This is a genomic window from Gemella parahaemolysans (assembly GCF_053758945.1).
Window position 1 is genome coordinate 190140 of record NZ_JBSMTP010000002.1, and the last position, 22823, is coordinate 212962.

Below are 22823 nucleotides of genomic sequence, written 5' to 3' on the forward strand. Positions count from 1 at the left end.
TTTCATATGGAGTGTGCGACGCTACTTGTGAAAGGTGATTAATAGAAGAAAATTATAAAAGATAATAATATAGTATTTTGTAAAGAGAGGGATTAATTGTGCCAAGACCAACGACAAAAAATGATTTAATGATAGTTGCCAAGGAAAGTTATGAAAAGTTAAACTTACTTATTTCAAAGATGACGAGTGAAGAGTTAAATACACCTTTTGATTTTTCAAAAGATAAAAAGAAAAAAGAAGCTCATTGGAGAAGAGATAAAAACTTAAGAGATATCTTAATTCATCTATATGAATGGCATAAACTTGTTTTGAATTGGGTACGTTCCAATCAAAAGGGAGAAGAGAAATCATTTATTCCTGAACCATATAACTGGAAAACTTACGGCGATATGAATGTAGAATTTTGGAAAAAGCATCAGAATACGTCTCTAGAAGATGCAACAAAAGCTTTACAAAAATCTCATAAAGATATTTTGAAACTAGCCGAAAACTTTACAAATGAAGAATTATTTTCAAAAAAAGTTTATAAATGGGTTGGCGGGAGTACATTGGGATCTTATTTTGTCAGTGCTACTTCTAGCCATTATGATTGGGCTATAAAAAAATAAAGGCCCATCAAAAAAATTGCAAGTAAGCCATAAATGGAAAAATACAAGGAAGTAAAGATAAATTAACGTAAACTTCCTTTTAGGGGAGTACCGTAAATAAAAATATATCTGATACTTTTTAACGATAGCTCACATCTAAAAAATTATGAGGGGATTATAAGATGAACGATTATATAAAATTAAACGAAGATAGATGGAATAATATAAAAAATGACTATACTGAGCCGTTGACACACGAACAATTAGAAGAAGCTAGAAATAATCCAATTTCTGTTGCATTAACTATTGGAAAAAAAGTTCCAAAAGAATGGTTTGAAAAAGCAAATGGAAAAAAGATATTAGGTTTAGCCTGTGGTGGTGGCCAACAGGGGCCAGTTTTTGCTGTAAAAGGTTATGATGTAACCATAATGGATTTTTCTAAATCACAATTGCAAAGAGATGAAATGGTTGCTGAAAGAGAAGGTTTAAAAATTAACACAGTTCAAGGTGATATGACAAAACCATTTCCTTTTGAAAATGAAACTTTTGATATTATTTTTAATCCAGTTTCAAATGTATATATAGAAGATTTAGAAAATATGTATAAAGAAGCCTCTCGAGTATTGAAAAAGGGTGGATTGCTAATGGTCGGATTTATGAATCCTTGGATATACATGTATGATGCTGATATTGTATGGGATAAACCTGATGAGGAATTATTTCTAAAGTTTTCAATACCGTTTAATTCAAAAGAACTTGAAAAGGAAGGTAAGATAACCATAAATCCAGAATATGGATATGAATTTAGCCATACTTTAGAAACTCAGATTAGAGGACAACTAAAAAATGGTCTTGCTATGATAGATTTTTATGAATCGTGTGATAAAAGAAATAGATTATCACATTATGGAAATGACTATATAGCTACACTTTGTATTAAATTATAATCCTATAGAACATACTTCAGGAGAATAGTCCGTTTTATTTTACGTAAGTGTTGAATTTAAATACCAATTTGTCTAACTCGAACAATTAAATAAAACGCCATAATATAGCAATTTATTAAACAGTAAATTAAAAAAATTTACTGTTTTTTCGTTTATATTGTCATATGCTTTAGTTTATTCTTGAAAAATCTTACCTATGTTAATTTCTCTTTTATATTTACTTCACTATAATATTTTATACATTTTTCAATAATTAATTTTCGTTGTGGATTTGTATACTATAAGGTTTATAAATTTTTAGAAAGGTAGCTTTTTATAAATTGTTTTCTATGAGCTATAATTTATAAGTTTTATTTATATAAATATATGATAAGTATCAAATGAATTTTTAGAAGCAATTATCTAAGGTATTATATTATTTTTTATAATTCTCAATCTCTCTTGCTATTCTGCTTTTTCTTATTTTTCCATGGAGTATGTAGTTTATCAGAACATTTGGTTTATAAGATAATCGTACTTTATAATAATTTATATATTCTATTATTGCGAAAATCCAAATGCTAAGAGATATAATTGTTGGAGTGAAAGTTTGATGATTTACTATTATTATTAATATAGACAGGTATAGTAGAATTATATCTAATCTTCTTAGGTGATTATAAATTTTTCCTAAGCTTGTTTTAGCGAAATTGTTATTTGATATTCTTTTTAAAAGAACTAACCAAAAGATGGAACCTTGTATAAGGATAAAACTTAGTAGGAATAGTGTGAAGATAACAGGAATTATAGATACAGTGTCAGTAATGTATATTTTGAATATAAAGAAATTTATCCAAAATATAATAACTGCAACTAATTCACCAACAGCGAGACTTATTAAAGTTTTCTTTAAATGATTTTTCATGATAGTTCTCCTTGCATACTATTAATTACTTATATTATAACATTTTATATAAAAATGTTATTTAAAAATTTTAGTAGTTATCATATGATAACATTTTAATATTGATAATCTCTATCAGGGGAATTCATTTGTTGTTTTGTCAGTATTAGTATATAATCTTAATTGACAATATACATACTTTAGGAGAATAAGAATGAAGTTAGAAGATTTTACAGAACAGGAACAAGAGCAGATAAAGAAAGGTCTTACTTTTTCAGTAATTAGCGACAAAGAAACTGCAGAAAGAATACTCTCATTGGTTCCTGAAGAATTAATGAAGAAAATACCATTTTTTGTAAGAAAGCATGCTAATACTCGTACAGTTAAGAGAATTTCTATTGAATACCCAGAACTTTATGCAGCAGCACAACAAGAAGGTGAGTGGCCAGAAAAAGAAAAAGAAGAGTTACGTAAAGTTATTACGAGTATTTTCCAAGAAAAAATGAATAAGCATAGTATTAAGTAATTAGACATACAAATTAAGGATTTTAGTATACGAGTATAACATACTGATCAATATTAAATTTAAGATTAAAATAAAAAACGAACTAGATAGATTTTATCAGTTCGTTTTTTTTATGAGATAATATACGTATATATTTTAATATTTATTTCTTTTTATAATTGTCAGTAAAAATAATATTTTATTAATATACACTAAATTAATGAATAATTTAAAGATGTATAATAGTATTTTTGAATAGGAAGATATAATTTAAAAATAAAATGGCAAATACTTGCTCATTTTATAGAGATATAATATAATTGTAAAGATATGAGATAAATTTATTATCTTTGTGTTGTTATATAAGGAGGAAGCTATGATTAATACAAAGAAATATGTAATAAGAAAAGTGATAGTAATTGCTACTAGTATACTTATAGGCGTTACTACAGATTCATTTGAGACAATTTATGCACAGCAAGCTAGTGAAAATAATAAATTGAGTGATTTAAACAGTATTGATTCAAAATCTATCGGAAAATCTGAAAAAGTAGAAAATACTATTTCTTCAGAAGATAAACTTTTAGGAGAGATTATTAAGGAAAAGATTGATTGGAATTTAATCGATAAAAAAGAATTTTTGAACTACTTATTGTCTGGTATTAAAGTTGATAAAAATAAAGAGAGAGAAATAAAAAATTTATGGTTAGTTAAGGTAAATGAAATGTTAATTACCCATTCTAATAATGAAAATCTTCAAAAAATAAAGAATATCTTAGAAGAGGACCTAGAAGAAGACAATAAAAATAAAGAAATAAATGCTGACTCTAAATCAGAAAATAAAGATGTGGTAAAAGAAACACCTAAAAAAGAAATTGATTCAGGAAAAGGAAAAGAAGTTTCTAAAGAAGAACAAAATGATAAAGATAAAAAAGAAACGGAGTTAATGATACAAAAAAATATTTTAACTTCTAAATTATCAAATCATGATATATCTGTTTCTTTCGATAAAAATAAAATAAATGCTGATTCTATATTTGTTGCTAGTATAAGCGATAAGAAATTAGATAAGGAAATTATTGATAAATTAGGTGATGAGTATAAAATTGTTGAGATTTTTGAAATTTATTTTAAAAAAGATGGTAAGAAGATATCTAGCGATGGGGAACGTACGATTAAGGTACCTGTTTCTAAAAATGACAGTACAGAATTAGAAGTATACCATATTACAGAAAATAATATTTTAGAAAAAGTTGAGAGTAGTTATAGCGAAGGTGTGTTGCAATTTAATATAAATCACTTTAGTAAATTTACTATTTTAGAAAGAATTAGAGTAAGAGCTAAAGATTTAGAAAGTCGTACACAAATAATGACACAAGTAAAAGCGAACTATGAAGAAAGTAAAGGAGAAATTTATAGTAACACTGATAGAAGTTCTAAAAAAGTAGAGAATAATAAAAAAGAGATGGAGAAACTTCCAGGAACTGGTTTAGAATCAGAGACAGCTGTTAGTATGGTATTATTAGCTCTAGTAGCAATAATATTGATTAGAAGAAAACAAGTACGATAAACTTTATTCAAACTAAAAGTAGTGAAAATTCGATTTTTGTCAAATTTGATTGTATATAATAAATGCGAGGTATGGAAAAAATTCCAGCCTCGCATTTATTATAAATAAAACTACTAAAGAGGAGATTATATGAGGATTTTAGATTTGGTAATTTCAAATTATATATTTCAGTTGTATTAAGATTATTTGTTTCTCATTAAAAAATATATAAAATTTAATGAAAAAAGAAAAATTCTAAATTTTTCTAGAAAGTGTATTAGTTTTTAGTCTATTTATAAGGTTATTTTATTCATAAGAAGATATAGTTATTTGAATAACTTTCTGATTATAATAAAAAATGATATTTATTATAAAATTTTTTTATAGGAATTAATAAAAAACACGTAATTTGAAATAATATTGCTGAGATTATAATATTATTTTGCTATCATTATATATAAAATTATGGTAATATGATATGAATTAGAGATTTAAAAAAGGTTAGGAGATTTAATGACGAAAAATAATCAGAAAAGATTAATTACATTTTTTATAGTGATGTTTGGCATTATTGCGAGTGGTTATAATAGTTTCTTGAAACCTTTGGATAGTATAATTATTAATTTTATTCAAGGTTTAGAAGATCCATCACTTACAAGTATATATTTAAATGTGACTAATATAGCAGATATGAAGCAAAGTGCAGCAATAACAGTTATAATAGTTATAATTTTATTTGTAAATAGGTTTGGAAGAGAGGTTCTATTTTTAACTTTTACAATGGGTACGTGTGGTATAGTGATGGCGTTTATTAAGATAATTTTTAATCGTCCTCGTCCTAATATTCATCGTTTAGTAGAATTAAATAGTCTAAGTTTTCCTAGTGGGCACACGACTTCAGCAACAATATTGTATTTAACATTGGCATTAATATTTATGAAATTATCGAAGAAAGGAAATAATAATTATTTTCCTATTCTTATAGCGATAATGGGAATTTTGTTTATAGCGACTTCTAGAGTGTATTTAGGAGTACATTATCCGACGGATACAATGGCTGGGATGTGTTTAGGTAGTGTGATAGTATTAACTTATAATCTTATCTATTATAATAAAAAGTAGAGGTGAGGTAATGTGAAAAAAGTTTTATTAATAACAGGTTCATTTGGAAATGGGCATCTTCAAGTATCAAAAAATATTAAAGAAACATTTGAAAAATATTATGCTGATGAGGTTGAAGTTATCGAAACAGACTTGTTTTTACAGGCTCATCCGAATTTGACACCAGTTTTAAAAAAATTATATTTATACAGCTTTTCATATTTTAGAGATATTTACGGGTATTTATATTATGCAGGGAAAAATCATAGTAATATCTCTGTTTATAGATATTTTAGTTCTGAGTATTTGAAAAAACTAGTAAAACAAGCTAAACCAGATATCATAGTATCAACATTTCCAACTCCAGCTTTATCATTATTGAAAGATAAGGAGATACGAATAGTTAATATAATAACGGATTATCATTTTCATAAAAGTTGGTTAGCTAAAGGAGTAGTTAGATATTATGTAGCGACAGATGGAACTGAAAAAGAGTTATTGAAGTTAAATGTAGAAAAACAAAAAGTTAAGAAATTTGGAATACCGATTGCTGAAAAATTCGATAATAAAATAGATGTTGAAGAGTGGTTGGAAGATAATAAATTAGATATAGATAAAAAGACAGTTTTATTATCTGCTGGTGCTTTCGGGGTTTCTACTGATTTTTCAAAACTTATTGGGAAAATATTGCTGAAAAATAACGATACTCAAGTAGTAGTAATCTGTGGTAAAAATAGAGAATTGAAGAATGAATTAGAAATGAATTATGCTGAACAAGAAAGGGTTAAGATTCTAGGATACACTAAAAATATGAGAGAATGGATGCAGGTTTCTGATGTTCTTATAACTAAGGCAGGAGGAGTAACAGTTTCTGAAGCATTAGCAAGTAATATTCCACTAATTCTTTTTAATCCAGTTCCTGGGCAAGAGATGGAAAATGCTATCTATTTTAGGAAAAATGGAATGGCAAAAATTGCTGAAAATTTAGAAGAGGTACTAGATTGTTTAGAAGAACTGTTTTTTGAAAATAATATTAAGAAGATTAAATACAGTATGACAAGAAATTATTTACCGCATGCAAGTTATAATATTTGCAAAGATATTATGGGAATTTTAGAGTTGAATAAAATATAATATTAATTAATTCTATGTGTGTTCTAAACGAGGGTGACTCGATGAAATGATTTTTTTTAAATCATGATTTTTGAGTCCCCCCTTTTTTATTTTGTCAAAATAGCAGGTTGAATATACAAGGTTAAGTTGTAACTTCGTATGTCAGCTGAGTAGAGTTAAGTGTGATTTTTACTTATTTGTTGCTGTGGTTAATTCTTGTCTTGTCTTTTTCTCTTTTTATTGTTGTGGTATAATAGCATATAGAGTGAGTCGTTAGAAAACATTCAAGGTATAATACGACAATTAAGAAATAAAGATTAAAATAAAAAATTTAGGAGATAAGAGTGAGAGTAGTTTTACTTTGTAGGTATGATGGTAGTAATTACCATGGGTTTCAAATACAACCAAATAATAATACAATTCAAGAAGAAATTGAGAAGAGTTTAAAGAAAATTAATAAAAAAGATGTACGACTTTATATGAGTGGCAGAACAGATAGTGGTGTTCACGCTTATGGTCAGGTATTACATTTTGATACTGATTTGAATATTCCAGATGAAGCATGGGTTAAGGCGTTAAATGCCATTATTCCGAAAGATATTAGAATAGTGGGAGCTACGTCAGCTTCGGAAGATTTTCATGTTAGGTATAATAGTACACAAAAAACATACTATTATAAACTGTATATCGGAAGAGAAGTGGATCCATTTTTATTAAATTATGTGGGTAAACATAGTTTTGATTTTAATTTCGAAAAGGCTCAAGAAGCGTTACAATACTTTATTGGAGAACATGATTTTTCATCATTCTGTTCGAAAAATTCTAGTGTTGAGGACAAGGTTAGAACAATATATAGTTTAACTATGGAAAAAGATTCGGTTAACCCTAATATTGTAAACTTTGAAATTACTGGGAATGGTTTCTTGTACAATATGGTTAGAATAATTATAGGAACTATACAAAATGTGGCGGCTGGTAAATATGAGGCGGAGTATGTAAAAGAGATATTAGATAAAAAAGAACGTCAGTTTGCAGGACCTAAAGCTGATGCGGCAGGATTGTATCTTAAAGAAGTAGTTTATGACGATGATAAAATAAATAAATTTATAAATAATAGTTTAAAACCTTATTGTAATAAATAATGGGAGTGACTCAAAAATCGTGATTTCGAAGAAATCGATTTTGTCGAGTCATCCCCGCACAGTTTATTAGATATCTAAAAAGCTTTTCTAAAGCGATTTTAGATATCAATAAACCACTGCGTCTATGAGTTCTCATATGAATTTTGTCAAATTTTAGGACTTTTGGGTCAACCCCGAGAGAAACCAAAGCGAAAGTTCTCTTTAAGAAAAATGAAAATGATATAAATATATTTAAATAGCTATCCGTATTTGGTTTGAGAAAAATCGGGATATTTGATATAATATAAAGATATTCTATAGAAAATTAGGTAATAAAATGATAAAATTTGAAGATGTTTTTTTTCAATATTCTAGTTCTAAAAAGACTGCATTATCAAATATAAATTTAGAAATAAAAGAAGGGCGTTGGCTTAGTGTTTTAGGAAAAAACGGAAGCGGAAAGTCAACGCTTATGAAGTTGATTTATGGGCAGAATTTAGCAACTTCTGGGAAAGTAACTTTTAATAATAAAGAATACAATAAAGAACTTTATGATGATATAAAAAATAAGATAGCAATTGTTTTTCAAAATCCTGATAATCAGTTCGTAGGGTCTACTGTAGAAGAAGATATAGCATTTGGACTTGAGAATAGAAATGTTCCTCAAGAAAAGATGGATGAGATAATAGATAGAGTATTAGAAATTGTTGATATGACGGACTATAGGAAATATGAGCCTTCATCATTATCAGGTGGGCAAAAACAAAGGGTGGCAATAGCATCTTCGCTAGCTTTAGATCCCAAGATTTTAATATTGGATGAGGCTACGAGTATGTTAGATCCTAAAGCTAAGAAGTCTATTTTAGAATATATAAAAAAAATAAATAAAGAAAAAGGAATAACTATAATTTCTATCACTCACGATGCAGAAGAGAGTGTTTATTCAGATGATATTGTCATATTAGAAAGCGGAGAAATAGTTTATCAAGGAAATTATACAACGCTATATGCTGATACTGAGATTTTAGAAAAATATAGCTTAGAGGTTCCTTTTGTAGAAAGAATAAAAAAAGACTTAAACAATTACCTGAATCAAGAAATATTTGAAATAGAAGAAGATGAGGGGAGTGTAGTAAGAAAAATATGCAAATTAGTTTAAAAAGTGTAAACTATACTTATAATTATAAGACCCCATATGCTAGAGAAGTCTTAAAAGATATAAACTTGAAGATAGATGAAGGAAGTTATACGGTAATAGTAGGTAAGACAGGTAGCGGAAAGTCTACCCTTATAGAGCATATTAACGGCTTATTATTACCCACAAAAGGAGAAGTAGCAGTAGATAATATATTGATTACTAATCCACAGAGTAAAAAAGAAAGAAGAGAATTGGCTAAAAAACTGAAAATATTAAGACAAGATGTTGCGGTGTTATTCCAGTTTTCTGAACAGCAGTTATTTGAAACAAGCGTTCTAAAAGATATTATCTTTGCGCCCTTAAATTATGGAGTCGCAGAAGAGAAAGCTATCTTAAAAGCAAAAGAATTAATAAAATTAGTAGGACTTGATGAAAGTTACTTAGATAAATCTCCTTTTGAATTGTCAGGAGGAGAGATGAGGAAAGTTGCCTTATGTGGTGTACTTGCCTTAGAACCTAAAGTACTAATATTAGACGAACCTACAGTAGCTCTAGATTATCAGAGTCGTGAGGAAATTATGGCTATGGTGAAAAGACTTAAAGAAGAGTTTGATATGACGATAGTACTTGTAACTCACAATATGGATTATGTATTGGAATATGCGGATAAAGTTTTCGTCTTGAAAAATGGAGAAATTAGTTTTGAAGGTAAGGTAGAAGACCTTTTCTTGGATGAACAAGTACTCAAGGAGAATTCATTAGAACTACCAGAAGTATTGAAGTTTTACAAAAAATTAGAAGCAAATAATATAGTATTGGATGTATTTCCTAGGAAATATGAAGAATTAATTAATGCTTTAAAAAATAAGATAGGAAGTAGTAGAAATGAATAATTCGTTAATAAGTAAGTATATTCCATTAAATACTATTATTCATAATCTTGATCCGCGAGTTAAAATATTTTTTGTGATTTGGTACTTAGTAGATGTCTTTATTGCATATAATGTGTTAGAATTTTTAATCTTAATACTAATGCTACTAGCAATAGTTATGCTATCTAAAACGAGTCCGGCATTTTTAATTAATAGCGTAAAAGCTATTAGTATACTAATTTTATTTACTTCATTGATTCACCTTGTTTTTAATAAAAAAGGTGATGTGTTGTATGAAGTATTAGGTTGGAAGATTTATAGTGGTGCACTTTTAGGAATTGCATTGATTACAGTTAGGTTTATTTTAGTTGTTGCGATAATGGTTGTCTTTATGGCTACTACTTCACCAACAGAAATAACAAGTGCTATAGAAAAGAGTCTTGGATTTCTACAGAAGGTAGGGGTGCCAATCTCAACTTTTGCGTTAGTATTATCTATATCGCTTAGATTTATTCCGACTATACTAGAAGAAACTAATAGAATAATAAATGCACAAGTTTCACGTGGTTCAGATTTTAATGAAGGAAGCTTAGCGCAGAAAGTAAGGAAGTTTATTCCTATACTGATACCGTTATTTATAGCTACTTTAAAAAGAGCTGATGAGCTTGCTACTGCAATGGAAGTAAGAGGATATTCTACTACCGGGGTAAGAAGTAAGTATAAAGTATTAAAGTATAATAAACTAGATTATTTAAGTTATATATTAATAATAGTTATTACAATATTTATAATGTTAGTATAGTATGAAATTTTAGAAAGGAGATAGGATGGAAACTGAAATAATTAATATTTCGAAAAGTGAAAGCAAAGAAGAAATATACAGTAAGTTAACTGAGTATTACAAAAAAGGGAAGCTTGTAGCTATTCCAACAGAAACTGTTTATGGCTTAAGTGCTAACGCTATGGATGATGAAGCGGTGAGTAAGATATATGAGGCGAAAGGTCGTCCGAGTGATAATCCGCTAATTGTTCATTTTTATGAAATGAGTCAGCTAGATAATATCGTTGATTATAGTGATGAAAATGTTAAGAAACTTATAGATAAGTTCTGGCCAGGTCCGATGACTTTAATTTTAAATGTTAAAGAAAATAACGGTATTTCTAAAAAGGTTACTGCGGGTTTAAATACGTTAGCTGTGAGAATGCCGTCTAATATTACTGCTCGAGAGTTATTAAAAGAAACTAAAGTTCTATTAGCAGCACCAAGTGCTAATACAAGTGGAAAGCCATCTCCGACAAAATTTGAACATGTGTATCATGATTTGAATGGGAAAATAGATGTAATAATCGAAGATGAACAATCGGATATTGGTTTAGAAAGTACAGTTATCGATTGTACAAGATATCCACTTGTTATTGCTCGTCCCGGAGATATTACTAAAGAAGATATTGAGTCTGTATTAGGAGAAGGTAGTGTGAAGTATAATGACGAAATACTTACACAAAATGCAACGCCTATATCACCAGGAATGAAATATAGACACTATTCTCCTGAAGCGGAATTAGTATTGTTTAATGATTCATTTGAAAATTTAATAAATATTTTAAAAGATAAAAATCAAAAAACAGGTTTTATTACATACAAAGAAATGGAATCTAGAGTTAATGATTTAAATGTTTCTATAAAATATTTAGCAGATAATGAGAAAAGTGTTGAACAATCTAATAAAAATTTATATAATATTCTAAGGGAGTTTGATGAAGAAAAGGTAGAGGAGATTTTTATACTACCAATCGAAGAAACGAAAGAGAATAAAGCTTTGTTGAATAGACTTAATAAAGCTATAAGTAAAAAATAAAATAGGAGATTTGTAATGAAAAAGTTATATGTAGTTATACCTTGTTACAATGAAGAAGAGGTATTAAACGAGACTGCAAAAAGATTAGAAGTTAAAATGAATTCTATGATAGAAGAAGATTTAATTTCGAAAGATAGCCGTGTTGTCTTAGTGAACGATGGTTCAAAAGATAGAACATGGGAAATGATAGAAGAACTTCATGAAAAAAATCCATTATTCAGTGGTATTAACTTAAGTAGAAATAGAGGACACCAAAATGCACTTTTAGCAGGACTTATGACAGTTAAAGATCACTGTGATGTAAGTATTTCTATGGATGCTGATTTACAAGATGATATTAACGCTATGGATGAAATGATGAAGAAATATCTAGCTGGTGCTGATGTTGTTTACGGTGTTCGTTCTGCAAGAACTACGGATACATTCTTTAAACGTTTCACAGCTGAAGCTTTCTATAAAGTAATGGAAAAACTAGGTGCTAATACGGTATTTAACCATGCTGATTACCGTTTAATGAGTAAACGCGCATTAGAAGGATTAGCTCAGTTTAAAGAAGTGAACTTATTCTTACGTGGTATTGTTCCTATGATAGGATATCCAAGTGATATCGTTACATATGAACGTGCAGAAAGATTCGCTGGAGAAAGTAAATATCCGTTATCTAAGATGTTAGCATTCGCTTTTGAAGGTATTACATCTTTATCTGTAAAACTAATTAGATTTATTACTATAGGTGGAGCATTAATGATATTTATTGCTGCGATAGTATTTTTCTACACATTGTATAGTTATTTTGCAGGATTTGCAAGACCAGGCTGGTCAAGTTTAATGATATCAATGTGGTTTATAGGTGGAATGATTATGATTTCACTAGGTATTGTGGGTGAATACGTAGGTAAAATCTACTTAGAAACAAAAGGACGCCCAAGATTTATTGTTGAAAAATTCTTAAACGAAGAGAAAAACGAAAAGGAATAATTGACAATGAATAAGGAAATATTAAATAAATTTTCTAACTTTTTAGTAAAAGTTATAGCTGTGATTTTCGTAGTACTTATGGGGATAAACTCTTTATTAGTATTAACAAAAACAGCGGTATTTCCGAAAGATTATCAAGAAACTTTATATTATGAAAATGTTAGTGCTATACTAAATATTATGTTCCTTATAATATTTAGTATAGTTATCTTAATATTAGCAAGATATTTGAAGAAAATAATAAGTGTTCAAAGATTAGTTTTAATAGTAATGATTTATGCGTTTATTATTAGTATCTTGTTTGCAATATTGAGAAGAGACTATGTTCAGTTTGATCCATTTAACGTAATAGATCAAGCTAATAATTTCATAAGAGAAAACTACAGTGGTCTTGATAAAGGAAATAACTATTTATACATATATTCACATCAAATTACAACAGTATTTTTATTCCAAATTATACTGTCATTATTTGGTAGAGCAACGTTTATTTTATATATAATGCAAAGTTTTTCAATAAGTTATATTATCTTTATGTTATATAAAATATCTAATATAATGTTTGATGATGAAGATACAAATTATCTAGTTGTAATTCTTAGTGGTCTATGTTTTCCGTTAATATTTTATGTTGCATTTGTTTACGGATTATTACCAGGTATGTTTTTAACATTACTGGCTTACTATTATTTTATAAAGTATATTAAACATAAAAAATGGTATATGTTGGTAATAAGTGCTATTAGTATTAATGTTGCGATACTATTTATAGGTAATAACTTAATACATATGTTAGCTATATTCTCAGCGGCAGTTATTTATCTTATTAGAGTAAGGGATAAAAAAGTCATTGTGTTTATGATCAGCTGTCTATTTTTAATGAGCGCTTCTAAGAGTTTAATTTATAATTATTATGAAGTGAAGAGTCAAAAGACAATTGCTGACGGTGTACCGAAAATTACATGGATAGCGATGGGAATGCAAGAAGGTGATCGTGAAGCTGGTTGGTGGAATAGATTTAACTATGATATTATGCCAGAAGAAGATTATGATACAAAACGCATAACTGAAATCTCTAAGGATTCTATAAAACAAAGAGCAGAGGTATTTAAGAAAAATCCTAGGTATGCTGTAGATTTTTATCAAAGAAAATATGAAAATCAGTTTATAGAACCAACATTCCAGAGTTTATTAGTGACTGCACCTCAAAGGAATTTCGATAATGAAACTAAGTTAGAAAAAGTGAAAGACTTTTTTGTAAAACAAATTTACTTTGATGAAACTCATCACGTACTTACTTTTATTATGAAGGTATTTCAAGTGTTTGTATATATATTTTCTGTAGTATTTGCAGTAAATGTTTATAAGAAGAAAAAAGAAATACTAACGATAATTCCAGTCGCTTTTATCGGTGGAACGTTATTCCATATGATTTGGGAAGCGAAAAGTAGATATGTATTTCCGTACTTTGTATTTTTAATTCCACTTGCAGCATATGGGCTAGTAATTGTAAGAAATAAAATAACTGAATATAGAAAAAATAAAGAGGAAAAAAATGAAAAAGGTAATATATAAAGCTTTTATCATAACGTTATTAGGATTAACAGTATCTGCTCCTGCAATAAAGGCCAATGATGTCTATATACCTTTTGGAGAAAAGAAATTTACTGAAATTGAAAATAGCGAAAAAATAGAGTTCGATGATCTTAATCTTAAAGCAGCTTTAATAGAATACTATAAGTTTCATATTAATAAAGACTTTAAAGGTGAGGAAATGACTGTAGGTATGATGGAACAATTTACAAGTCTGTCATTACCTTGGAAAAACATTTTTTCTCTAAAAGGTTTAGAATACGCTGTTAATCTAAAAAATCTAAACTTATCTAATAATTTTATCGAAGATATTACACCATTAGAAAAATTAGTTGGATTAGAGGATTTAAATCTTACTAACAATAAAATAAAAGATCCAAAGAGTTTAGCTAAATTAACAAAGTTAAGACAATTAGTACTTAGAAAAAATTTAATGAATAATTTAGATTTTCTAAATGATTTAAAAGTAGAATCATTAGATATTTCTATGAATAGTGTTTTAAAAGATTATATTCCGAATAATTTAAAACTAGATAATCTAAGAAGTCTAAATCTTTCTAGTATAGGTTTAGATAATATATCATTTTTAAAAAATGCAGGGAAACTGGAGAGTCTAGTTGCTGAAGAAAATGCTATTAAAGATATTACAGCATTAGCTGAATTGAAGTCTTTGAGGACTTTATATTTAGATAGAAATAATATTAGCGATATTACAGCGCTGAAAGATTTAGCAAGTTTAGAAGAACTACTATTATATAAAAATAATATCGAGAATGTAGATGCGTTAAAAGATAAAAAATATCTATATCGATTAATGTTAAATGATAATCTAGGTTTAAAAAATATAGATACATTAAAAGATGTACCAAATATTTCTAGCTTAGATATATCTAATACTTCGGTAACCGATATTTCAGCATTAAAGGATGCTAAGTATCTATATTATATCGCTTTGAAAGATACTAAAATCAGTGACGGTGATATAGCTGCATTTGAGAAAGGTAATTTAGAAGTTAAAAAGTCTAATAACATAGATAAAAAGCTAGAAATAGTAAAAACAGAAGCTGCAAAATATTTTAGTATTAAAAATTATATTTTCATGGTGTTAATACTAATTTTCACTTTTAGTGGTATTAGAAGCTACTGGAGAAAAAATAAATAAAATGTAAAAGATAGATGAGTTTCCCCTTGAAATTCATCTATCTTTGTGCTAGAATTACATTAATGAAATAAATCAACGTATACTTAGGACAAGATATATATTTAACTTATTTGAGAGAGGGTATGGTGCTGAAAATACCTATAAGCAATATATGTTACTACCTAGCTAATAGTATTAACATAGTTAGTGAGCTTTATTCACAAAGAGGAAGTAAATTTACTTCGAATTTGGGTGGTACCACGAAAAGATTCGTCCCTTCTTTAGTTTCGGCTAGAGAAGGGGCTTTTTTAATTTCTAAGTAAGTTAGACTAAGTATATAAAAAAGAAGGAGACCTTAATATGGCTAAATTAGTTTTTCCAGATGGAAATGTAAGAGAATATGATAATAAAACACCTTTAGAAATTGCGGAAAGTATCAGTGTTAGTCTTAAGAAAAAAGTGATTTCTGCAAAATTAGATGAGGACTATATCGAAGTTAACAAACCAATAACAAAAGATGGTCACTTAAAACTTATCGTTGCAGATGATGAAGACAAAGACAGTTTATATGTATTACGTCACACTTGTGCACACGTATTAGCACAAGCATTAAGAAGACTATATGGTAAAGATGTACACTTCGGTGTTGGTCCAGCTATCGATGGTGGATTCTACTATGACTTTGACGCTGAATACAAAGTATCAGAAGAAGACTTCAAAGCAATTGAAAAAGAAGTTAAGAAAATTATTAGCGAAAATCATGCAATTGAAGGTCGCGAAGTAAGTAAAGAAGAAGCTTTAGAAATCTTTAAAGAAGATCCATACAAAGTAGAATTAATTAACGATCTTCCAGCTGATGAAGTAATTACAGTTTATACACAAGGAGACTTCACTGACCTTTGTCGTGGAGGACACGTAAGTTCAACTTCAAAAATTAAAGAATTTAAATTATTATCTGTAGCCGGTGCATACTGGAGAGGTAACAGTGATAATAAAATGCTACAACGTATCTACGGAACAGCTTATTTCACTAAAGAACATTTAGAACAACACTTAGTACGTCTACAAGAAGCACGTGAGCGTGATCACAGAAAACTAGGTAAAGAATTAGGAATTTTCACAACAAGTCAAAAAGTAGGTGCTGGATTACCATTATGGTTACCAAATGGTGCTACTATCCGTCGTACTATCGAAAGATATATCGTTGATAAAGAAGTAGAATTAGGATATGATCACGTTTATACTCCAATTATGGGATCTAAAGATCTATATATTACAAGTGGACACTGGGAACACTACCAAGAAGATATGTTCCCACCAATGGAAATGGACCACGAAACAATGGTACTTCGTCCTATGAACTGTCCTCACCACATGATGGTTTATAAAAATGAACGTCACTCATACCGTGAACTTCCAATCCGTATCGCAGAGCTTGGAATGATGCACCGTTATGAAGCAAGTGGAGCAGTAAGTGGATTACAACGTGTTCGTGGTATGACTCTAAACGATGCTCATATTTTCGTACGTCCAGATCAACTTAAAGATGAATTTAAACTTACTGTAGGACTTATCGAAGAAGCGTATAAAGACTTAGGTATTAAAAACTTCAGCTACCGTCTATCATACAGAGACCCTGAAAACACTGAGAAATACTTTGATGATGATGCAATGTGGAATAACGCTCAACAAATGTTAAAAGAAACTGCTGATGAGTTAGGTTTAGACTATGTTGAAGCTGAAGGTGAAGCTGCATTCTACGGACCAAAACTTGACGTTCAAGTAGAAACAGCAATCGGAAAACAAGAAACATTATCTACAATTCAATTAGACTTCTTATTACCAGAAAGATTTGAATTAGAATATATTGGTGAAGATGGAAAAGCTCACCGTCCAGTAGTTATACACCGTGGTATCGTATCAACAATGGAAAGAATGGTTGCCTTCTTATTAGAAGAGTACAAAGGAGATTTACCAACATGGTTATCACCAAACCAAGTACGTATTATCCCAGTAAACAATGACTACCACTATGATTATTCTAAAGAAATCATGCAAGAACTTAAAAAAGCTGGTGTTAAAGTAGCCATCGATGATAGAGATGAAAAACTAGGATATAAAATCCGTGAAGCAGCAAGCAAAAAAATTCCATATACTTTAGTAATTGGAGATAAAGAAGTAGAAAACAGAAATGTTAATGTAAGAACATTTGGTTCACACGATCAAAAAGAAGAAAGCTTTGCTGAATTCAAAGAAAATATCCTAAGAGAAATCAACGAAAGATTAATCGAGAAAAACGCATAGTAAAATAATCAGGGAAGGGGTGGAAATTCATCCCTTCTCCTAATAAGGAGAGATATAATGTTAACTCAATTAACAAAAAATGTAAAAAAAGGTCAAGTTAGAGTGAAAATTAAAACTACTCACGGAGATATGACTTTCAAATTATTTGAAAAAGATATTCCAAAAGCAGTAGAAAACTTTTTAACTCACGCAAAAAATGGATACTATAAAGGTATTATTTTCCACCGTGTAATTAAAGACTTTATGATTCAAGGTGGAGACCCAACTGGTACAGGTATGGGAGGAGAGTCAATCTGGGGACGTAGTTTCGAAGATGAATTCTCAATGGATTACTTCCACTTCTACGGTGCGTTAAGTATGGCAAATGCTGGACCAAACACAAATGGAAGTCAATTCTTTATAGTTCAAAATTCTCATGTAGATGCTAGAACTTTACAAGCACTTGAACAAGGTGGTTGGCCACAAGAAGCTGTTGAAGGATATGCTAAACTAGGGGGAACTCCTCACTTAGATCACCGTCACACAGTATTTGGACACCTAATCGCTGGTGCAAAAACATTAGAGAAAATTGCAGCTGTGAAAACTGGAGCTCAAGATAAGCCAGTTGAAGAAGTTGTGATTCTTGATATAGAAGTTAAATAAATATAAGAAAGCAAGATTAATGAGATTAATCTTGCTTTTCTATATATTCATGAATAAAGAATAATTATATAATTTTAGAATTTAGAATTTAGAGCTTATGATAATTTAGAGAACAAAAGAAAAGTGTTTTTTAGAATAAAATATTATTAGTTAATTTAAAATTTACTTAAAAATTAATTAAAAAAAATAGAAAAAAATACTTTTAAAATGACTATTCATGTGATATAATTATGAAAGTTTGAATATAAAAAAAGGAGAAGAAGAATGGCAGAAAAAACAAGAGTAAAACCAATTCTAGATGTTCATGAAAAGCCTAACTTAGCTCTATGGGTAACGTTAAGCTTACAACACTTATTTGCAATGTTTGGAGCGACGGTGTTGGTACCGATTTTAACAGGATTACCAGCAAGTACTGCTTTAACGACATCAGGTATTGGAACACTTACGTATTTATTAATAACTAGAGGTAAAATTCCTGCGTATTTAGGATCTTCATTTGCCTTCATTAATCCGATTATTGTACTTTCAACTACTCACAGTGTTGAAACAGCAATGCTTGGTGCATTTTTAGCCAGCTTAGTTTATGGGGTTGTAGCAATGTTAATTTACAAATTTGGTGTAAATTGGCTATTGAAACTTTTACCACCAGTAGTAGTTGGACCTATTATCATTGTTATTGGACTTGGGATTGCTCCTACAGCAATAAATATGGCGATGTACAAAACGGTAGACGGAGCTAAAGTTTATGATTTAAAATATTTCTTAGTAGCTCTTATCACTTTAGCAGCAACAATCTTCTGTTGTGTTGCTTTAAGAGGATTTGCTAAACAAATTCCAGTATTATTAGGAATTGTGTTTGGATATATTGTCGCTGTATTTGCGGGATTAGTTGATTTCCAACCGGTTATTGACGCTCCTTGGTTTAGTTTACCGAAGTTCACAATTCCTTTTGTGACGTATACACCACATTGGAATGTAGCAGCATTAGCAATGGTACCTATTGCTATAGTAACAATTAACGAACACATCGGTCACCAAATGGTATTATCTGAAGTAGTAGGAAGAAACTTCTTAAAAGATCCAGGATTACACCGTTCAATCTTAGCTGATGGAACAGCGATGATGTTTGCATCACTTTTAGGTGGACCACCAAGTACAACATACGGTGAAAACATTGGGGTGCTTGCTATTACACGTATCTTCTCTGTATTCGTATTAGGAGGAGCAGCGGTATTCGCGCTTATCTTAAGTTTTGTAGGTAAGTTCTCAGCTCTAATCTCTACGATTCCATCACCGGTTATGGGTGGGGTATCAATCTTACTATTCGGAATAATCGCTTCAAGTGGACTTAGAATGTTAGTAGATGAAAAAGTAGACTTAAGTATTAACAGAAACTTAGTAATTTCATCAGTAATCATCGTTTTAGGTGTTGGTGGAGCAATGCTTAAGTTCGAAAGTATTAACTTCGAACTTCCAGCAATGGCACTTGCAGCTATCAGTGGTGTGTTATTAAATGCATTTTTACCAAAAGAAGATAAAAAATAGAAATTAATTTAATAGCTAGTAACTTGTATAAATAAGTTACTAGCTATTTTTTATATGAAATATTTCTTATTCAAGTAATTTTGAAAACTAGGTAAATTCCTAATATTTTTATTGAATAACCAAAATAGAAAAATACTAAAAATTAATAATGAAGTAATAATTATTATAGTTTTTATGTTGTATTTTATACTTAATACTCCTGATAATAATGCTCCTAGGGGGCTAAAGGCTATAGACAAACCAATCATAGTGGACATAGCGACATCTAATTTAGCTTTACTTATGATACATTGAACCATTGTTTGAGAATATGTATTTAAAATCCCGATTAATATCCAACCGAAAAGAAATAATGAAAAATTTATAATTTTGTTAGTTACAGAATTATTATTAAGTATGCTAAGTGATCCCCAAGATAGAGCTATACCTAGTGTAAATGTAGTGTATAGAGTACTTAACCTTATATTTTTTAGTGTTTGACTGTTAGAAAGAAAGGCTCCTATTAGGACACCAAGTCCAGATGCACTAAGTAAAATTCCATAAAAATAACTAGTTTCTGAATACTCAGGGAGTAGTGTTAGTAACGAACTGGTAGAAAAATTAATTATTATAATTCCAATCAATAAGGTTTTTAATAAAGGAGTATTCCAAATTTTTATTCCATTACTTAGTTTAGAAAAGTAATTTCCTTGAATAGTACTAGTATTTTTAGATAAATCATCTGATAAGAAGATGAATATAAAGCTGTTGATAAAAAAAGTAATACTATTAATGATGAATGCATATATTGTCCCAAAGAATGTAATAATAAATCCACCTATTGAATTAAAGAGTGCATCACTACCTTGATAAGCTATAGAAAATAATGAATTTACTTTAACTAAATCTTCTTGTTTAACTATTTTTGGAAGTAAGGCGAGTTGAATAGGATAAACAACTTGATTAATAAAACTGATACAAATGATAAAAATTATTAGCGTAGTAATCTGTAGCTTATTTATGTAGACTAGATAAGTAATAACAAGTAATATTATAGCTTGAAATAACTGTGAAATAATTAAAAAACTCTTCACATTAAATTTACTGATTATCGGAGAGATAAATATTTGTAGTATAGCGGTAAATGAGATTAAAAATAAAGTAATACCACTATAAAAGGTAGATTTAGTAAGTGTGTATATTAATGTGAGAGTAGCGATTGAATATATACTATCGCCAAAGTTGGTGATTAATCGACCGAATAGTAAAATTGAAAAGTTTTTATTTTTAAACATAATGTCCACATCCTTTATAAAAATTTTAACGATAAAAAATATTTGACAGTTGGTGTATTATTTTACAGCTCTTAATGAGCTGTTGAAATAATACTAATACTAACACTATTTTTATTATCTGAGGAGAATTTCTTTTCTAATTTTTTAACTTCATTCCAAAAATCTTCCATGTCTTCTTTATTTATATTAAAATTAACTGAAGTATTGTTAAATAAGTCGTTAAAGATACTAGGTGAAGGTACGAATGCTTGTGCAGTCGGTAGATAATATTTTTGGATTATACCGTTAATTGTATCTGTATCAACTACTTCGATAAAATTGTTTTCCTCTAGAATATTAAGGTGATAGTGTATTTTAGTTCTATTAATTTTTAATAGTTTAGCTAGTTGTTTCGAGTTTTTCTTTTCTGTACCGAGTGTTGTAAGAATACTTATTCTTAAAGGATCAGAAATGACCTTTAGTTTCTCGATATCTGTAATATATTGTATATCTTTGATAATAATCATCCCTTTCTTAACTAGTATTATAAAATAAATATTTCCAACAGTCAATTTTTTTTGAACGTTATAAATATATTTTTTATAACTTTGTGGAATTTAGGGGGGGATAATTGAACAATAGTTTGACTACCTCTTTTATATCTGATATAATTTACTAGGTATAATATTAGTAACGATTTGCTATTATTACAAAGTAGAAATAAAAAAATTAAGGAGAATGAAATTGAAAAAACTATCAGCAATTTTATTAGGTTTGCTAGGAGTAGTAACATTATCTGGATGTTCTCCGGATGATAGATCAGGAACGTTTTATGAAACATTCGTAAAACCGATGGATATATTCTTAGCAAAAATTCATGAGTATACTGGAAGTTGGGGTTGGTCAATTGTAATTATCACATTAATAATTAGACTATTAGTACTTCCATTCATGTTACACAACTATAAAGTACAAAATAAAGCGAGAAAAGGGCAAGAACTAGCTCGTCCAGAATTAGAAGTAGTCCAAAAGAAACAACAAGCTGCTAAAGAAAAAGAAGCGAGAGCTATATCTAATGAGGAAAAAATGCAAGCTCGTAGCGAACTTATGGAATTACAAAGAGAACAAATGGCTATCATGAAAAAATATGATGCGATGCCTATAAGCTTAGGTGGATGTTTACCAATTCTTATACCAGCGCCGTTCTTAATGGCGATATATTACACGCTAACAAATCCATTATACTCAGCGGGAATCATTGATTCAACATTCCTAGGCGTATTTAGTCTTGGTACACGTTCATATACATTACCAATAATCGCGTTTGTAGTTTATGCTATTCAAACAAGATTAACTATGAAAATGATGCCGCAGTCTGTACAACCAGGAGCTGAACAAATGCAAAGCCAAATGCAAATGATGCAATGGTTATCGCCGATAATGATTACAGCATTTTCATTTTGGGTGGCTGGAGCGGTAGCCGTATACTATATTGTTGGGGGATTATTCATGATATTCCAAACATACTTAGGGCATACTTTATATCCACCATATAAACCAGAAAAACAAAAGAAACAAGCGTTTGATCCTGAAAAAGTTACATTAGTTTCTAATAAGAAAAAACGTAAATAGTTGAATAAATCAGTAAACATTAGAAATATTGTTTACTGATTTAATTTTTCGAAAAAAAAG

Annotated in this window: 21 protein-coding genes; 18 read left to right on the plus strand and 3 right to left on the minus strand. The window is 29.1% G+C overall.

Annotation, left to right across the window (positions count from 1 at the left end):
* Nucleotides 1-98 precede the first annotated feature (98 nt).
* Together ACWOBP_RS02625 and ACWOBP_RS02630 are read left to right on the plus strand one after the other, a co-directional pair.
* Nucleotides 99-608, plus strand: a complete 510-nt coding sequence (locus tag ACWOBP_RS02625) for a ClbS/DfsB family four-helix bundle protein (protein WP_455337342.1) — start codon at nucleotides 99-101, stop codon at nucleotides 606-608.
* A 161-nt stretch (nucleotides 609-769) separates the two neighbouring features.
* On the plus strand, nucleotides 770-1534 hold the full coding sequence (locus ACWOBP_RS02630; protein WP_455337343.1) for a class I SAM-dependent methyltransferase: 765 nt from the start codon (nucleotides 770-772) through the stop codon (nucleotides 1532-1534).
* 415 nt (nucleotides 1535-1949) lie between these two features.
* Here the strand turns inward: ACWOBP_RS02630 and ACWOBP_RS02635 are convergent, their stop codons facing one another.
* On the minus strand, nucleotides 1950-2438 hold the full coding sequence (locus tag ACWOBP_RS02635; RefSeq protein WP_455337344.1) for a hypothetical protein: 489 nt from the start codon (nucleotides 2436-2438) through the stop codon (nucleotides 1950-1952).
* A 193-nt stretch (nucleotides 2439-2631) separates the two neighbouring features.
* On the opposite strand from ACWOBP_RS02635, the gene ACWOBP_RS02640 reads away from it, so the two are divergent.
* From ACWOBP_RS02640 to ACWOBP_RS02710, 15 genes are all read left to right on the plus strand, one after another.
* Nucleotides 2632-2943: a hypothetical protein gene (locus ACWOBP_RS02640; RefSeq protein WP_455337345.1), complete on the plus strand. Its 312-nt coding sequence runs from the start codon at nucleotides 2632-2634 to the stop codon at nucleotides 2941-2943.
* Nucleotides 2944-3298: 355 nt separating this feature from the next.
* A complete protein-coding gene (locus ACWOBP_RS02645) occupies nucleotides 3299-4492 on the plus strand; it encodes a hypothetical protein (protein ID WP_455337346.1) in 1194 nt (397 codons plus the stop codon).
* A gap of 492 nt (nucleotides 4493-4984) precedes the next feature.
* Nucleotides 4985-5593 (plus strand): phosphatase PAP2 family protein, encoded by a 609-nt coding sequence (locus tag ACWOBP_RS02650; RefSeq protein WP_455337347.1) that lies wholly within the window; start codon nucleotides 4985-4987, stop codon nucleotides 5591-5593.
* A gap of 12 nt (nucleotides 5594-5605) precedes the next feature.
* Nucleotides 5606-6706 carry an MGDG synthase family glycosyltransferase gene (locus ACWOBP_RS02655; RefSeq protein WP_455337348.1) on the plus strand — a complete coding sequence of 367 codons (1101 nt, stop codon included), beginning with the start codon at nucleotides 5606-5608 and terminating at the stop codon, nucleotides 6704-6706.
* 323 nt (nucleotides 6707-7029) lie between these two features.
* Nucleotides 7030-7827 (plus strand): tRNA pseudouridine(38-40) synthase TruA, encoded by a 798-nt coding sequence (truA, locus tag ACWOBP_RS02660; protein ID WP_455337349.1) that lies wholly within the window; start codon nucleotides 7030-7032, stop codon nucleotides 7825-7827.
* A gap of 316 nt (nucleotides 7828-8143) precedes the next feature.
* Nucleotides 8144-8965: an energy-coupling factor transporter ATPase gene (locus tag ACWOBP_RS02665; RefSeq protein WP_455337350.1), complete on the plus strand. Its 822-nt coding sequence runs from the start codon at nucleotides 8144-8146 to the stop codon at nucleotides 8963-8965.
* Nucleotides 8950-9837, plus strand: coding sequence for an energy-coupling factor transporter ATPase (locus ACWOBP_RS02670; RefSeq protein ID WP_455337351.1), 888 nt, complete (start codon nucleotides 8950-8952; stop codon nucleotides 9835-9837). Before ACWOBP_RS02665 ends, ACWOBP_RS02670 begins: the two co-directional genes overlap by 16 nt.
* Nucleotides 9830-10618, plus strand: coding sequence for an energy-coupling factor transporter transmembrane component T family protein (locus ACWOBP_RS02675; RefSeq protein WP_455337352.1), 789 nt, complete (start codon nucleotides 9830-9832; stop codon nucleotides 10616-10618). The genes ACWOBP_RS02670 and ACWOBP_RS02675 overlap by 8 nt, the downstream gene beginning before the upstream one ends.
* A 25-nt stretch (nucleotides 10619-10643) precedes the next feature.
* A complete protein-coding gene (locus ACWOBP_RS02680; protein ID WP_455337353.1) occupies nucleotides 10644-11675 on the plus strand; it encodes an L-threonylcarbamoyladenylate synthase in 1032 nt (343 codons plus the stop codon).
* Between the two features lie 15 nt (nucleotides 11676-11690).
* Nucleotides 11691-12653, plus strand: coding sequence for a glycosyltransferase family 2 protein (locus tag ACWOBP_RS02685; protein ID WP_455337354.1), 963 nt, complete (start codon nucleotides 11691-11693; stop codon nucleotides 12651-12653).
* A gap of 6 nt (nucleotides 12654-12659) precedes the next feature.
* Nucleotides 12660-14228, plus strand: coding sequence for a hypothetical protein (locus ACWOBP_RS02690; RefSeq protein ID WP_455337355.1), 1569 nt, complete (start codon nucleotides 12660-12662; stop codon nucleotides 14226-14228).
* Nucleotides 14209-15408, plus strand: a complete 1200-nt coding sequence (locus ACWOBP_RS02695; RefSeq protein WP_455337356.1) for a leucine-rich repeat domain-containing protein — start codon at nucleotides 14209-14211, stop codon at nucleotides 15406-15408. The genes ACWOBP_RS02690 and ACWOBP_RS02695 overlap by 20 nt, the downstream gene beginning before the upstream one ends.
* A gap of 339 nt (nucleotides 15409-15747) precedes the next feature.
* Complete coding sequence (thrS, locus tag ACWOBP_RS02700) at nucleotides 15748-17691, plus strand: threonine--tRNA ligase (protein WP_455337357.1); 1944 nt, start codon at nucleotides 15748-15750, stop codon at nucleotides 17689-17691.
* Between the two features lie 57 nt (nucleotides 17692-17748).
* On the plus strand, nucleotides 17749-18333 hold the full coding sequence (locus ACWOBP_RS02705) for a peptidylprolyl isomerase (RefSeq protein WP_060914075.1): 585 nt from the start codon (nucleotides 17749-17751) through the stop codon (nucleotides 18331-18333).
* Between the two features lie 264 nt (nucleotides 18334-18597).
* On the plus strand, nucleotides 18598-19878 hold the full coding sequence (locus ACWOBP_RS02710; protein ID WP_294681790.1) for a solute carrier family 23 protein: 1281 nt from the start codon (nucleotides 18598-18600) through the stop codon (nucleotides 19876-19878).
* 50 nt (nucleotides 19879-19928) lie between these two features.
* Here the strand turns inward: ACWOBP_RS02710 and ACWOBP_RS02715 are convergent, their stop codons facing one another.
* Both ACWOBP_RS02715 and ACWOBP_RS02720 read right to left on the minus strand, forming a co-directional pair.
* The gene (locus tag ACWOBP_RS02715; protein ID WP_455337358.1) at nucleotides 19929-21152 is read right to left on the minus strand and encodes an MFS transporter; all 1224 of its coding nucleotides are present in this window, start codon (nucleotides 21150-21152) and stop codon (nucleotides 19929-19931) included.
* Between the two features lie 71 nt (nucleotides 21153-21223).
* Nucleotides 21224-21658 (minus strand): ArsR/SmtB family transcription factor, encoded by a 435-nt coding sequence (locus tag ACWOBP_RS02720; protein WP_455337359.1) that lies wholly within the window; start codon nucleotides 21656-21658, stop codon nucleotides 21224-21226.
* Nucleotides 21659-21869: 211 nt separating this feature from the next.
* Between ACWOBP_RS02720 and ACWOBP_RS02725 the strand changes: the two genes are divergently transcribed.
* Entirely contained in the window at nucleotides 21870-22763 is an 894-nt protein-coding gene (locus ACWOBP_RS02725; RefSeq protein ID WP_455337360.1) for a YidC/Oxa1 family membrane protein insertase, read from the plus strand.
* The last annotated feature ends 60 nt before the right edge of the window (nucleotides 22764-22823 follow it).